This is a genomic window from Pseudarthrobacter sp. MOO14, assembly GCF_058267675.1.
Genome location: NZ_CM177849.1, coordinates 2580407 through 2592846, shown reverse-complemented (window position 1 = coordinate 2592846; position 12440 = coordinate 2580407). Strand labels below are relative to the sequence as shown.

Annotated in this window: 15 protein-coding genes; 8 read left to right on the top strand and 7 right to left on the bottom strand. The window is 67.1% G+C overall.

All coding sequences use genetic code 11. The annotated features are described in order from the left end of the window. Positions 1–6: 6 nt before the first annotated feature. Positions 7–1077 carry a LacI family DNA-binding transcriptional regulator gene (locus AC4EEV_RS12100; protein ID WP_491330880.1) on the top strand — a complete coding sequence of 357 codons (1071 nt, stop codon included), beginning with the start codon at positions 7–9 and terminating at the stop codon, positions 1075–1077. Between the two features lie 25 nt (positions 1078–1102). Here AC4EEV_RS12100 and AC4EEV_RS12095 read toward each other — a convergent pair whose 3' ends face one another. From AC4EEV_RS12095 to AC4EEV_RS12080, 4 genes are all read right to left on the bottom strand, one after another. Beyond that, positions 1103–2071 carry a ribokinase gene (locus tag AC4EEV_RS12095; protein WP_491329051.1) on the bottom strand — a complete coding sequence of 323 codons (969 nt, stop codon included), beginning with the start codon at positions 2069–2071 and terminating at the stop codon, positions 1103–1105. Continuing rightward, positions 2068–3495 carry a uridine transporter UriT gene (gene uriT, locus AC4EEV_RS12090; RefSeq protein ID WP_491329050.1) on the bottom strand — a complete coding sequence of 476 codons (1428 nt, stop codon included), beginning with the start codon at positions 3493–3495 and terminating at the stop codon, positions 2068–2070. The genes AC4EEV_RS12095 and uriT overlap by 4 nt, the downstream gene beginning before the upstream one ends. Then, the gene (uriH, locus tag AC4EEV_RS12085) at positions 3496–4569 is read right to left on the bottom strand and encodes a uridine-preferring nucleoside hydrolase UriH (RefSeq protein ID WP_491329049.1); all 1074 of its coding nucleotides are present in this window, start codon (positions 4567–4569) and stop codon (positions 3496–3498) included. Positions 4570–4637: 68 nt separating this feature from the next. Further along, positions 4638–5579 carry a GAP family protein gene (locus AC4EEV_RS12080; protein ID WP_491329048.1) on the bottom strand — a complete coding sequence of 314 codons (942 nt, stop codon included), beginning with the start codon at positions 5577–5579 and terminating at the stop codon, positions 4638–4640. A gap of 125 nt (positions 5580–5704) precedes the next feature. On the opposite strand from AC4EEV_RS12080, the gene AC4EEV_RS12075 reads away from it, so the two are divergent. The 5 genes from AC4EEV_RS12075 (at position 5705) to AC4EEV_RS12055 (ending at position 9821) form a co-directional block, all read left to right on the top strand. After that, positions 5705–6910, top strand: coding sequence for a sensor histidine kinase (locus AC4EEV_RS12075; protein WP_491329047.1), 1206 nt, complete (start codon positions 5705–5707; stop codon positions 6908–6910). Then, on the top strand, positions 6907–7212 hold the full coding sequence (locus AC4EEV_RS12070) for a response regulator (protein ID WP_491329046.1): 306 nt from the start codon (positions 6907–6909) through the stop codon (positions 7210–7212). The genes AC4EEV_RS12075 and AC4EEV_RS12070 overlap by 4 nt, the downstream gene beginning before the upstream one ends. Beyond that, positions 7179–7538, top strand: a complete 360-nt coding sequence (locus tag AC4EEV_RS12065; RefSeq protein WP_491329045.1) for a LuxR C-terminal-related transcriptional regulator — start codon at positions 7179–7181, stop codon at positions 7536–7538. Before AC4EEV_RS12070 ends, AC4EEV_RS12065 begins: the two co-directional genes overlap by 34 nt. Before the next feature lie 141 nt (positions 7539–7679). Further along, complete coding sequence (locus tag AC4EEV_RS12060) at positions 7680–8669, top strand: LacI family DNA-binding transcriptional regulator (protein ID WP_491330879.1); 990 nt, start codon at positions 7680–7682, stop codon at positions 8667–8669. A 45-nt stretch (positions 8670–8714) separates the two neighbouring features. Beyond that, positions 8715–9821 carry a GTP pyrophosphokinase gene (locus AC4EEV_RS12055; RefSeq protein WP_026264859.1) on the top strand — a complete coding sequence of 369 codons (1107 nt, stop codon included), beginning with the start codon at positions 8715–8717 and terminating at the stop codon, positions 9819–9821. Between the two features lie 59 nt (positions 9822–9880). On the opposite strand, the gene AC4EEV_RS12050 is transcribed toward AC4EEV_RS12055, so the two are convergent. Continuing rightward, positions 9881–10222, bottom strand: coding sequence for a YegP family protein (locus AC4EEV_RS12050; RefSeq protein WP_133831371.1), 342 nt, complete (start codon positions 10220–10222; stop codon positions 9881–9883). Between the two features lie 297 nt (positions 10223–10519). Here AC4EEV_RS12050 and AC4EEV_RS12045 point away from each other — a divergent pair, with 297 nt between their 5' ends. Next, the gene (locus AC4EEV_RS12045; protein ID WP_109044167.1) at positions 10520–10735 is read left to right on the top strand and encodes a transcriptional regulator; all 216 of its coding nucleotides are present in this window, start codon (positions 10520–10522) and stop codon (positions 10733–10735) included. Between the two features lie 147 nt (positions 10736–10882). Here the strand turns inward: AC4EEV_RS12045 and AC4EEV_RS12040 are convergent, their stop codons facing one another. Further along, positions 10883–11137, bottom strand: coding sequence for an IS1096 element passenger TnpR family protein (locus AC4EEV_RS12040; RefSeq protein ID WP_491330878.1), 255 nt, complete (start codon positions 11135–11137; stop codon positions 10883–10885). Positions 11138–11146: 9 nt separating this feature from the next. On the opposite strand from AC4EEV_RS12040, the gene AC4EEV_RS12035 reads away from it, so the two are divergent. Further along, positions 11147–11602, top strand: coding sequence for an IS1096 element passenger TnpR family protein (locus tag AC4EEV_RS12035; protein WP_491330877.1), 456 nt, complete (start codon positions 11147–11149; stop codon positions 11600–11602). A 117-nt stretch (positions 11603–11719) separates the two neighbouring features. Here the strand turns inward: AC4EEV_RS12035 and AC4EEV_RS12030 are convergent, their stop codons facing one another. Continuing rightward, complete coding sequence (locus AC4EEV_RS12030; protein ID WP_133832764.1) at positions 11720–12373, bottom strand: GntR family transcriptional regulator; 654 nt, start codon at positions 12371–12373, stop codon at positions 11720–11722. Positions 12374–12440: the final 67 nt, after the last annotated feature.

Sequence of the window (12440 nt, the reverse complement as noted above, 5' to 3'; positions counted from 1 at the left end):
AGTTCAATGGAGAATGGTGCGGGCGCGGCCGGCGGCGTGCCGCAGGATCCGCCGCACGCGCCGGAGCGGGCCCACCCCGTGACCCTCCGCGAGGTCGCGGAAGCGGCCGGTGTTTCCACCGCCACGGTATCGCTGGTGGTCAACAAGAAGAAGGACGCCCGCATAGCCGAGGAAACCCGGCGGCGCGTAAAGGAGGCCCTCCGCACCCTGGGCTACCGGCCCAACGCGATGGCAAAGACCCTGGTCAGCGGCACCTCCAAATTCATCGGGCTGGTGGCCGACGGCGTGGCCACCACGCCCTTTGCCGGCCAGATCATCCACGGGGCGCAGGACGAGGCGTGGAAGCACGGGTATGCGCTGCTCATCGCCAATACCGAGGGCAATGGCGAGCTGGAGCAGGATGCCATCAGCATGATGCTCGAATACAAGGTCCGCGGCATCCTCTACTCCACCTGGTTCCACCGGGCCACCGATATTCCGGCCCCGTTGCGCGAAGCCGACTTCGTCCTGGTGAACTGCTTTTCCGATGAGCCGGGCGCCCGGGCCGTCGTCCCGGACGAGGTCCAGGGTGGCCGGTCTGCCACGGAGATCCTGCTGCGGAACGGCCACCGGCGCATTGCGTTCATCAATGCCACCATTCCGGCGCCGGCCAAGGATGGCCGGCTGGCCGGATACCGGCGGGCCCTTGAGGAGGCCGGTGTCCCGTTCGATCCGGCCCTGGTGATGGAGTCCTATCCGGACCAGGAAGGCGGCTACCGGGCCACGGCGGAACTGCTCACACGGGATGTCACCGCTGTGTTCTGCTACAACGACCGGATGGCCATGGGCCTCTACGACGGCCTGCGGGAACACGGCCTGGCCATCCCGGAGGACATGGCGGTGGTGGGGTTCGACAACCAGGAAGTGATTGCCGCCCACCTGCGCCCGCCGCTGTCCACGGTTGCCCTGCCGCACTACGAGTTGGGCGCTGCGGGTGTCCGGATGCTCCTGGGCCTCGACCCAGCCGTCGGCGGGGCAGCGAAGATCCACTGCCCCGCCGTCGAGCGGACCTCCGTCCAGACCAAGGCCCGGGCGTAACCCCCGGCTGATCCCGCCGGCGGCGTCAGGACGCGCGGAGGCGGCGTTCGACGTCGGCCGTCTCCGGATACGCCGACTGGGTGCCTTTCCGGGTGGTGGCCAGGGCGGCCGCCACAGAGGCGAAGGCGGCAGCTTCGGCGAGGGCGTCTCCGGCGGCCAGCCGGACGGCAACCGCTCCCGTGAAGGCGTCGCCGGCCCCGGTGGTGTCCACGGCGTCCACGCGCGTGGGCGCCACGAAGGTCACCTGGGCGCCGGGAGCCGCCTCCGAATCCAGCACCACGGACCCGTGCGCGCCGAGGGTCACCAGGACCTGCCGGATCCCCCGCCCGGCAAACCGCTCCCGGACCGTATCCCATTGCGCCGCGTGGGCGTCCGCGCCCGGGACCGAAGCCCCGGGGCCAAGGAACAGCGCCGCCTCGTGGGCGTTCACCAGCAGGACGTCTGTCAGTTCAGCCAGCTCCGCCGGAATGTGCGCGTACGGTGACAGATTCAGCAGAACCGTTGCGCCGGCGTCGTGCCCTGCCTGGGCTGCGGCCAGCACGGTGGGCATGGCCACCTCCAGGCAGAGGCTGACGACGGCGGCACCGTCCAGGACGTCCGCGGCGCCGGCGACGTCGGCGGGGGACAGCGTGCCGTTGGCTCCTGCGGAGATGATGATGTTGTTCTCGCCGTGGGCGTCCACGGCAATCACCGCGACACCGGTGGGTTCGCTGGAGGTCCGCACGTGCCCTACGTCCACCCCTGCACCGGCAACCGAGGCCTGGAGCATGTTGCCGTTGGCATCATCCCCCACGGCACCCACCAGGCTGACGTGTCCGCCGAGCCGGCCCGCGGCCACGGCCTGGTTGGCGCTCTTGCCGCCCGGGTTCACGGCGAATCCGTTGCCGTGCACGGTCTCGCCGGGCTGCGGCAGGCGTTCGCAGTAGATGGTCAGGTCTGCATTCAGGGAGCCGACGACGACGATCCGGCCGGTGTTCTGCGCCGCGGCACTCACGGGGCCACCTCGGCCTCAACCGGCTTGGGGATCAACAGCGAGGCGGCGAACGCCGCCACGGTGAGGGCCAGCCCGACAAGCACGACTGTCAGGTAGGAGGCCTTCGCATCGCCGAGCGCCTGCGTGGCCACCAGGACCGCGGGCAGGATGAGGAAGCTCAGGCCCGCACCCAGGTTGAAGGCGCCGGCATTCATGCCGGGCAGGAAGCCGGGGTTGCCGGCGGGCGAGAGGACAACGCCGAGTCCGTTGAGCATGATGTTGACGGTACCGGCGTACATGATGCCCAGCAAGACGGTGCCGCCAATCATCATCGGCAGGCTGCCCAGGCCGAAGAAGGCGATGACGGCCAGTGCTGCGATGCTGCCGAGGAGCCCGATCCGCAGCACCTTGGTGTACCCGAGGACGGGGGCCAGCCGCCCGCTGAGCGGACCCACCAGCCAGCCGAGCAGGGCGTACGGGGTGAGGATGATCAGCGACATTTCGGTGGGGCCGATGCTGAAGCCGGGCGCCGCGGCCTGGACGTAGGCCGGGACGATGCCGTTGATGACGGCGAAGATGCCGGTCATGGTCAGGGTGGTGGTGAGCAGGGGTGCCCAGGTGGCGCGCTGGCGCAGGTGCACGGTTTCCACCATCGGCTGGGCGGCCCGCTGTTCGGTGCGCCAGAAGGCAAAGAAGGCGACGGCGGAGACGAGGACCAGCGCAATGCTCAGCACCAGCGTGGCGGCGGAGAAGCCGGCCACGAGCTTGGAGCCTTCGTTCAGGGCGGTCAGCAGGGCGCCCACGGCCACGACGATGAAGAAGACGCCGCGCCAGTCCATGGTGGTGCCGGCGGCAGGCTTGCTCTCCCTGGCAAGGACCAGGACGAGGGCGGTGGCGGCAGCGGCCAGGACCACCATCAGCCAGAAGATGCTGCGGAAGCCGAAGTGCTCGGCGAAGTAGCCGCCCACGAAGGAGTCGACGCCGGCCACGCCGCCGTTGACGGCGGTGATGAGGCCCATGAGCGTGCCGTATTTGCGCGGGTTGCTCACCGCGGAGCGCAACATGATCAGGCAGAGCGGGACGGTGGGTCCGCTGACGCCCTGGACGATACGGCCCACGAAGAGCCAGGTGACGTCCGGGGCGAGCGCGGCGATGACGGAGCCCGCGGCCATCAGCACCATCATGCCCACCAGGACCTTCTTGCGTCCCACAATGTCGCTGAGGCGGGGCAGGAACAGTGAGAACAGGGCGGCGGCGGTGAAGAACCAGGTCTGGGAGAGGCCGATGACGGCCTGGTCGGTCTTGAGTTCCTCGCCCATGGTCACCAGGGCGGGGCTGAGCATGGAGGCGTTGAGCTGGAACGCCACGCAGGCGGCCAGCAGGGCGGTCATGAGGGCTGCGGTATTGCCGCGGCCGGTGGCGGTTTCGGTGGTCATGGCAGTCATTTACTTGACCCCTCCGGCGGTGAGGTGGGCACTGTGGCCGGGTTCGACGTCGGACGCGGTGCCGTTGTCCTTAAGGTCACCGGTGCCGGGCTCGCCGATGCGGACCAGTGCGTCGGTGACAAGATCCCAGAACCGTGCGTGGTCCAGGTCCACGGCAACGCTGGTGTGGCAATCGGCGGGAGCGGGGGCGCGGAAGTCGGCCACGGTCATGCCGAGGGTGAGGGTGCCCTGCAGTTCGATGTTGACCGGCACCTTGCGGGTGCTGACGATGCTGGGATCGATCACGTAAGCCACGGCGCAGGGGTCGTGGACGGGCGGATAGTCGAAGCCCTGGGCGTCCTTGTAGGTGTGGGCGAAGAAGTCCATCAGTTCGGTGACGAACTTCGCCGGGGTGGTGCCGATGGCGGCGATTTTCGCCACGACGTCCGGGGTGGCGAGCGCTTGGTGGGTGAGGTCCAAGCCCACCATCACCACGGGCCACTTCTCGTTGAAGACGATGTGGGCTGCCTCGGGGTCGATGATGATGTTGAACTCGGCCACGGCGCTCCAGTTGCCCACGTGGTAGCCGCCGCCCATCAGGACCACTTCCTTGACCCGTTCCACGATGCGCGGTTCCTTGCGGGCGGCCAGGGCGATGTTGGTCAGGCCGGCGGTGGGGACCAGGGTGACGGTGCCGGGTTCGTGGGCCATGACGGTGTCGATGATGAGGTCCACGGCGTGGCGCGGGTCCAGCTCGATGGTGGACTCGGGCAGGGCGGGGCCGTCCATGCCGGACTCGCCGTGGATGTCCGGGGCGGTTTCGATGCTGCGGACCAGGGGCCGCGGGCAGCCGGCGGCGAAGGGGACGCCGGTGATGCCGGCGATGGTGCCTACGGCCAGGGCGTTGCGGGTGACTTTTTCGAGGGTCTGGTTGCCCACCACCGTGGTGACGGCCAGCAGTTCGATGTTCGGGTTGCCGTGCGCGAGCAGCAGGGCTACGGCGTCGTCGTGGCCGGGGTCGCAGTCCAGGATGATCTTCCGGGGCTGGTGCTGACTCTCTTGCGGGTTTGGTTCCACGATGGTTCTCCACGTCATTGGGGCCTGCCGGGGAGGCAGGGGTCCAGTATTCCGGGAGTGATCATGGCACCGTTTTGTGGTCTGCGTCAAGCGCTTAACGTGGCGATGGCGTTTGCCCACGTCAAACGCTTGATGCCTTGCGGCTGCTGACTGGCCCAGCGGCTGCCTAACCGAAGGGATTCCAGGCCGCATCCGGGAAGAGTGCCGCCAGTGCGGCCCGGAGCATCAGGAACCCCACAATGCCTGCCACCCACAGCACCGCCTCTCCGGCCACGCGACAGCCACGCGCCAAGGCGCGCCAGCGGGGCATCCAGCACGCTGCCAAGGGCAAGCCTGCCGGCCACCAGGAGCCCGGCAGGCAGCAGCATCACCAGGCAGTAGGCGCCAAGCAGGGCAGCGGAAAGGGCCCAGCCAGCACTGGAGGTCGTCAGCAGCCCAATTGCGCCGACATACGGCAGCATGGTGGGCACCTCGAGCAATCCCGCGAGCAGCGCCAGGCCCAGCAGTCCGCCGGGGGTACCCACTGCACGGCCGATCCTCCGCTGCCACCGGGCCTCGACCGGTGATGGCCCGGGCTCCTGCGCAGCGGCCACCCCGCTGGACCGCTCGGCACGGGCGCCGCGGCCCTGGAGGCGTGCAGTGTCCGGGGAACCGGTCATCCTGCTTGGAAAGGGCGGCTCCGTCGCCGTGGAAACCCCGCGCCCGGGCCTTCCTCCCAATACGGCCCACGCCAGCAAGCCGCCGCCCGCCACCAGCATTCCCCACTGCACCGCAGGCAACCCGCCGAGGGCCCCGAGGTCCGCACCCCACGCCCCGGCGGCCCCGGCCACACCTGTCAGCAGGCCAAGTCCGAGCAGGAAGTAGAAGAGCCCGATGGCTGCGAGGTAGGCCGCCGCCTTTCCGGTGACGGCTGCCCGCCCCCCGGAGTCCCGGCGCAGGAGCAGCCACACGGGAATCACCAGCGTGCCGATGCTGGTGCTGTCGATCAGGGCGAGGATGGCCAACTGGGCCAGGAGTTCTGCAGTCACAGGAAGAGTCTTCGCCAACCTGCCTCCTGGCGCGTCAGGCATCGGGGGGAGGGCGGACTCATCCTTTAGTCGCAGAAACTGCGCTTGAGACAGGCCGGCGCTCCCCTCTGCGGCAGGATGGGACCATGCATTCAACACCGGGCACCATCCGCCGTGAGGACGTGGTCCTGGCCCTGGCTTACGCGGGGCTCACCTGGCTGCTGCACTCACTGGGCATTACCGCTACCGGCGCCCCGGCAGTCCCTTCGCTGGAGCCATGGTGGCCCGCGCTGGCGCTGGCCGGATCCGCCGTTGTGGTGCTGCGCCGGAGCACCACCCGGGTAATGGTTCCGGTTTCCCTCCTCGCAGCGGTGGCGCTCCTGCTGGCGGGGGCGGCCGGCGGGTTCTTCCTGCTGTTCGAAGCCGTCTTCTCACTGGTGTTGTTCGGCACCGCGAAAGCGGCCAAGACGGCGGAGGTGGCGGTCCTTCTCCTGTGCGCGGCCGGAGGGGCGGCGGCATGGCTGGCAGGTGGGTCCTTCGCCGATGGCGTTGTAGCGCTGCTCGCCGGTGCCATGGTGCTGCTGCTGCCGGCCGAATGGGCAGGGAATGTCCGCAAGGCCAGGGAACTGGCCGTCAGCGAGGGGGCGCGTGCCGCTGCAATCCGGGGCGCGGCACGCGACCAGGCACGGCTGGCGGCCCGTGAGCACGAACTTGAGCTCGCCGGCGCGCGGCAGGAGATGGCGCGTGAGCTTCACGACGTCCTTTCGTCCAGGCTGTCCGCGATCGCGTTGCAGTCGGCTGCTGCGCTGAACACCGCGGACCCGGCATTGGACCGGGAGGTCCTGGCCCACGTGCGCCGCGAAAGCGTAGCGGGGCTGCGCGACCTGAACGCCATGATCCGGATGTTGAACGCCGGGGAGCCGCGGGCCCTGGCCGGCGATGTCGGGGATTTGGACGCCGTCATTGCCGGCCATCGCGCTGCCGGGATGGACCTCGAATGGAACAACACCCTCCCCGGCGGAGGCGAGGACCTTCCCGGCGGCACGCAGGCTGCCATCCACCGGTTGATTGCCGAATCACTGGTCAACGCCGGGCGGCATGCCGCGGGAGCCAGCGTCCGGGCCAGCCTTGAGGAAGTTCCTTCCGGCATCCGGCTGAGGGTTGCTGACGATGGCGGCACCGAGGAACCGCGGGGATACACGGCCGGAACAGGGACGGGACTGCCCAGCATGAAGGCCCGGGCTGAGCAGCTGGGCGGGTATGCGATCGCCGGCCCTGAAGGCCACGGCTGGAGAGTAGAGGCGTTCCTTCCGACAAACGGCACGGGCACGGTGGAGAACGAGGCACCATGAGCGGACGAATCTCGGTATTGCTCGCGGACGACCATGCCGCCATCCGTGTGGGGATCAGGATGGTGCTCCACGGGGCACGCGGGTTCGATGTGGTCGGCGAGGCAGGTGATGGTGCCACCGCCGTCGCCATGGCCCGGACCCTCCGGCCGGACATCGTCCTGATGGACGTGCGGATGCCGGTGAGGGATGGAGTGTCGGCTACTGCCGAAATAGTCTCTGCCGGGTTGTCGAAAGTCTTGGCTTTGACCACGATTCCTATCTTTTTGGCATGCTGTCCGCCGGCGCCGCCGGCTTCCTGTTGAAGACCGCTGAACCCGCAGAAATACTCCATGCGCTGGGCCGCGTCCACGACGGCGGGACTGTGATCGCCCCCGAAGTGGCCGGGAAGCTGGTGTCGGCGGCCATCAATGGAGCAGCGGCGGCACCCACCCCGGCAGCGCCGGCCGGTGAGCTGACCGCCCGGGAACGGGAGGTGCTGGACTGCCTGGGCGATGGCCTCAGCAATGCCCGCATCGCACGCCACCTGTCCATCTCGGAAGCAACGGTCAAGACCCACGTTTCGAACGTATTGGCAAAGCTGCAGGTGGAATCCCGCCTGCAGGCTGCGTTGGTTGCGAGGACCCTGTAGCGGGAACGGCGCCATACCGCGACGGCGCGTCCATGGCAAGCGGCCCGATCAGCTGCCGGCACCGGGTCGCACTACGATCGAGGTATGGATTCCGGGGAACAGGTTCAACAGCGGGCGCGGCCCCGGAGGGTGACGGCGGCCATGGTGGCCGCGCGGGCCGGTGTTTCGGTTGCCACGGTGTCGCTGGTGGCCAACGGCAAGACGGCCGGCCGGGTCTCCGAGGACAACATTTCCCGGGTGCAGGAGGCAATTGCCGAGCTTGGCTACGTGGTGGATGGCATCGGCAGCTCGCTGGCCAAGGGCGTCAGTTCGATCGTGATCCTGGTGGCACCGGATATCTCCAACCCATTCTTCGCCAAGGTGATCAGCGGGGTCCGGGAATCGCTGGGGCCCAATTACCAGCTGCTCCTCTCGGTCACGGACTCAGGTGAATTTCCCAAGGCTGCGGACGTCCGGAAGCTGATGTCGCTGCGGCCGGCAGGGCTTTTGGTTGATGCCCCGAATGCCGGGTTCCTGGCGGACCTTTCGGTGGCCGGCCCCCTGGTCCTGCTGGATGCTCCCGGCCTGGAGTCATTTGCGCCGGCCGTGAACCTTGACGTCGCCCAGGGTGCGCGGGAGCTGGCCGCGCACCTTGCCGGGGCGGGCCACCGGCGCGTGGCCTACCTCGACAGCGTTACCGGAACCGCCACGTTCACCATCCGCCGGGAGGCCTTCCTGGCCGAAGCCGCATCACTGGGCATGACCGTGGATCCGGACCATATGCCCGCTACCACCATCGATGTGGGTGCTGCCGCGGCTGTCTTCGCCGACGCGTGGCCGGACTGGCAGCGCGCGGGGGTGACCGCCGTCGTCTGCGCCACGGACACCCATGCGTACGGGGTGCTGCAGGAAGCCCGTGTGGCCGGGGTGCGCATTCCCGCGGAGCTGGCCGTGGCGGGGTTCGATGACCTGCCGTATTCGGCGACCAGCAGCCCGGGCCTGACCAGCGTGCACCTGCCGGCGGCAAGCCTGGGGCTGAAGGCTGGTGAACAGCTGCGCCGGCTGATGGAAGGGCGGGCGTTGGAGCAGGAGGAACTGGTCCTGGAAAGTTCCCTGGTGGTGCGCGGCTCCACGTCGGCAGGCGAAACGTAGCGGCGCCGGCGGGTTCCTGTCGGACCCCGGCCGTAAGCTGGGATTATGCCGAGTAACTGGGAGAGTCTGGACGCGTCGCAGCGTGAGTCGGTACAGCACAATGTGGAGATCTATGAGCGCGTCCGCCCTGCCCTGAAGCTCATCACCCGGGACGTCCTCCTCACCCTTCGTGACATGCTCAAGGGTACCGAGGTGACGCCGCTGTTCGTCAGCGGCCGCACCAAGACCGTGGAGTCCTTCAAGGAAAAGATCTCTCGGACCGAAGAGCCCCTGGAGCCCGGCGGCCCGCGGCTGCTCAAGTTCCCGGACCCGTTCCGGACGCTCAATGACATGGTGGGCATCCGGGTGATCACCAAGCTCCCGGCGGAGAACGCCGTGGTGGCCAACATCATCAAGCGCCAGCGGCAACTCTTCGACTGCCGTGGCGACCGGGAGAAGGACATCGGCTCCATCGAATCCGGCACCTATGGATACTCCAGCCGGCACCTGATCCTGCGGACCATCCAGAACGAGGCCGTCAAGGAGTACCAGCAGGTCTTCAATCCGGACGCCGTGCCCAACGGCAGCTACTTCTTCGAGTGCCAGATCCGTACCATCTTCGCCCATGCGTGGAGCGAGATTGAGCATGACATCAGATTCAAGGCCGAGGATCCGCGCGCGTGGACACCGCACTTCGACCGGCAATTCACGGCCACCGCCGCCATGCTGGAGACCGTGGAGACGGCTTTCGCGGACCTGCATGAACGGTACGAGGAAGTCCGCAGCTTCTGGGACATGGACGGGGAAGGCGCGGCAGCCCTCACCCCGAACCGGATCCGCGACGTCTGGCGGACCCTGCTCCCGCACGTTGACCGGAAAGTGGACGACGACTGGGGCTGGGCCGCGGAACTCCTGGCCGCCCACGGCCTCAACCAGACCGTGCAACTGGCGGGCCTGCTCAGCGCCAACCGCATCACCGAGGTCCGCAAGGCCCTGGACCACCGCTACTCCCCCGGCCCCGACCGGCTGATGGACGACCTCCTGCTGTGGCAGTACGGCACCAAGCACATCGACCTCACCGCTGAACCGGCCGACGCCGTTCCGCACCCCCGGCGCGACAGCCTCCTGCGGCGGCTGCGGCAGATCGAGCGGTACAGGATGACGAAGACGTAGGGGTTCGTGTTAGGAGCCTTTGGCTGGCTCCATGGGGCGAAACCCTCCTCCCACGCCGTTCAGGAAAGGTTGTGGACTGCTCCGGCCCAGCGGGGGCCGGAGACGGCCCGGCGGACAGCCCGGGCGCGGGCGTGGAAGTCGATCTTTGGCATTCGCGGAGAAGGGTCAGCGCGACTGCCGGGATCATTCAAGATGGGGGGCGGTGCCGCTTTGGCGGCTGTTGTGCTGTGGTCGGCGATCAGTCCCATGCCGGCGTATTCGCGTACAGCGGCGATGCCGGCAACGGCGTCGGTCTTGGTATCGAAGGGCTTGGACACTGCCATAACGGTTCCGTCGGGTGCTGTCAGCCGGAACCTGAACGCTGATTCTGCGTCGATAAATAGTTCGAACATTCCTGCCATTGCGATCCTTTCGTCTGCGGGATCTTGAGGCGGCACCGTTGCCGCCAGAGGGGCACGAGGCATCGTTGCCTTCGTTTTCCCTGGTAGATCCCGCCGTCCAAATTTTCATCAATTCAGCATGCGTTCCTCGAGTTTCTCGTGGGACCGCTTGCCGGCGCAAGGTGTCCCTCGGCATCCGGTAGAAGTGATCACCCGCTCTCGGGTGCGGGCGCACTCGCTTTCACGAGACGGCGTCGGCTCGCCGCATGTCGTCAACACATGTTGACCCAACTTCCATGCGTCAACTAATGTTGACGCATGGAGGTGGAGCAGATGAAAACTTTGGTTGCATCCATGGACGGGAAAGGACCGGCTGAAGCACTGCAGGCAGTCGCCCAGCTGCAAAAGGAAGTCGGGCGCGCGGAAGCGTCCCTGGTCCGGAAAGCCCGGCAGGCCGGCCTCTCCTGGGAAGCCATCGCCCTGTGCCTGGGCGTGAGCAAGCAGGCCGTCCACCGTAAATACGGGAAGCGGTAGATGCTTCCGGCTCTTGGCTGCTGGCGGCGAGGTAGCTTCAGCTTTACGTAACGTCGGTTATCGGCTGTCGAAAACAGGCAGGGGAGTGCCTCCAGAAGGTGTCGTGTTGCTGTCGTTCCTGGCAATTTTTCCTGGGGACACGGGAGGTCAGAACTGCTCTGCCAGTGCTCGGTTTATGGCAGAGATGTCCAGGAAGGCTGGGTCGAATGGTTCGGCAGATCCGGTCATGTCAGCCACCCATGCGGAGTGTTCGTTGTGGTAAGGATGCGACGGATCGGCCAAGGCATCCATGATGTCCTCGTAACCCGGCAAACCTCCGGAATCTTCCAGCGGGCCGCGCCGGGCGCCGTCGATCAAGCGGGCCGGCGGAATGTCGTCGTCTACTGGCCGGCGCGAAACCAGCTCGAGCCGGTGAAGCCAGCTGTCACCGAAGTCGTATTCGTAGAACGCTTCACCCGACCCCAGTGCGGCGTGCCTGGGATTTGGCGTCGATTCGAGCTCCGGGGCTACCTGACTCTAAGCCAGGTACATCAGGTCCTGCAGGCAGCATTTGGCTGGGAGGACGCGCACCTGCACAGGTTTGTAACAAGCGACCCGTTCGCGCCGCTGCGGCCGGTCGACGGTGAATTTCCGGAAGTCCCGCAGTGGCTTCCAAGGCAGCAGTGTGAAGAACCGGGTGACAGGCCCGAGGAGAACTGCACTCTGGATCAACTACTATGTCGACGAGGGCCACGCGAACCTCCAGGACGGAGCCTTGTCCATGTCCAATACCCGGTCTCGCCTCTGAGTTGTCCATGGCACCCATTTTTACAGGCCTCACGGCCCCGCCGTAGGAGGCAGGCCCCTTCCCCCAGCCTCGGCCGTTAGCTTGACGAAAGGTCAATTATCGGCGTTCGCAAATCGGCCCGGGAGGAGCCCTAAGAGTGGTGCTTTCGAGCGTTTCGCCAGGCTTCCCCGACCTCTGCCATCGAAGGCTGGTGCTGGCTAGCGGCTTTCCACGCGTGCGCGCACAGTTCGGTAGGCGAACTCTACGAGGTAGTCGTTGAGGGCATGGCTTGCTTTTTCGGCGTCCTCTGTTTCGCTGTTGAGGATGGCGCGGAGGATTTGGGCGTGTAGGCGTGATCCCTGGCTGACTTCGGCTTGTTCGTCCCGGACGTGGGTGATCCAGAATCGGCGCGAGAGTCCTTGGAGGGGGGCCATGGCGTCGGCGAGGTATTCGTTATGGCTCGCGGCGACGATCATCTGGTGGGTTTCCTTGACTGTGTCCAGGTACTGCCTGAGCGTGAAGCGGTCTGCCTCGAGCAGCTGAACCATTTCCTGCATTGCGTTGCGCTCAAGGCTGGTTGCGGCTTCACAGGCCAGACGCACCGCCAGGGCTTCGAGTACCCGCCGGAGTTCGAGCATCCTTAACTGGGCTTCTACCGAGGCGGGTGGGACGAGTACGCCTTTGTTGGGGTGGATCTCCACGAGCCGGTTCCGGGCCAACTGCTGCAGGGCCTCCCGCACCGGGGTCCGGCCCAAGCCGGTCTTCTCCATCAGGACCGCCTCGGAGACAAGTGAGCCGGGAGTAAGTTCCTGGAAGACGATGAGGCGTTCAATCTCCTCGTAGGCTTGGGCGGCTTTTCCTTGCTGCATCATGCTCCCACTTTAGCCGAACCCCTTGCACAACCGGTATATCGGTCGCATACTGGTGTGACTGGCTTCA

Coding starts and splice junctions, on each gene's coding strand:
- AC4EEV_RS12100 (WP_491330880.1), top strand. CDS start 7: ATGGAGAATGGTGCGGGCGCGGCCGGCGGCGTGCCGCAGGATCCGCCG.
- uriT (WP_491329050.1), bottom strand. CDS start 3,495: ATGACTGCCATGACCACCGAAACCGCCACCGGCCGCGGCAATACCGCA.
- uriH (WP_491329049.1), bottom strand. CDS start 4,569: ATGACGTGGAGAACCATCGTGGAACCAAACCCGCAAGAGAGTCAGCAC.
- AC4EEV_RS12075 (WP_491329047.1), top strand. CDS start 5,705: ATGCATTCAACACCGGGCACCATCCGCCGTGAGGACGTGGTCCTGGCC.
- AC4EEV_RS12070 (WP_491329046.1), top strand. CDS start 6,907: ATGAGCGGACGAATCTCGGTATTGCTCGCGGACGACCATGCCGCCATC.
- AC4EEV_RS12065 (WP_491329045.1), top strand. CDS start 7,179: ATGCTGTCCGCCGGCGCCGCCGGCTTCCTGTTGAAGACCGCTGAACCC.
- AC4EEV_RS12060 (WP_491330879.1), top strand. CDS start 7,680: ATGGTGGCCGCGCGGGCCGGTGTTTCGGTTGCCACGGTGTCGCTGGTG.
- AC4EEV_RS12055 (WP_026264859.1), top strand. CDS start 8,715: ATGCCGAGTAACTGGGAGAGTCTGGACGCGTCGCAGCGTGAGTCGGTA.
- AC4EEV_RS12050 (WP_133831371.1), bottom strand. CDS start 10,222: ATGGCAGGAATGTTCGAACTATTTATCGACGCAGAATCAGCGTTCAGG.
- AC4EEV_RS12045 (WP_109044167.1), top strand. CDS start 10,520: ATGGAGGTGGAGCAGATGAAAACTTTGGTTGCATCCATGGACGGGAAA.
- AC4EEV_RS12030 (WP_133832764.1), bottom strand. CDS start 12,373: ATGATGCAGCAAGGAAAAGCCGCCCAAGCCTACGAGGAGATTGAACGC.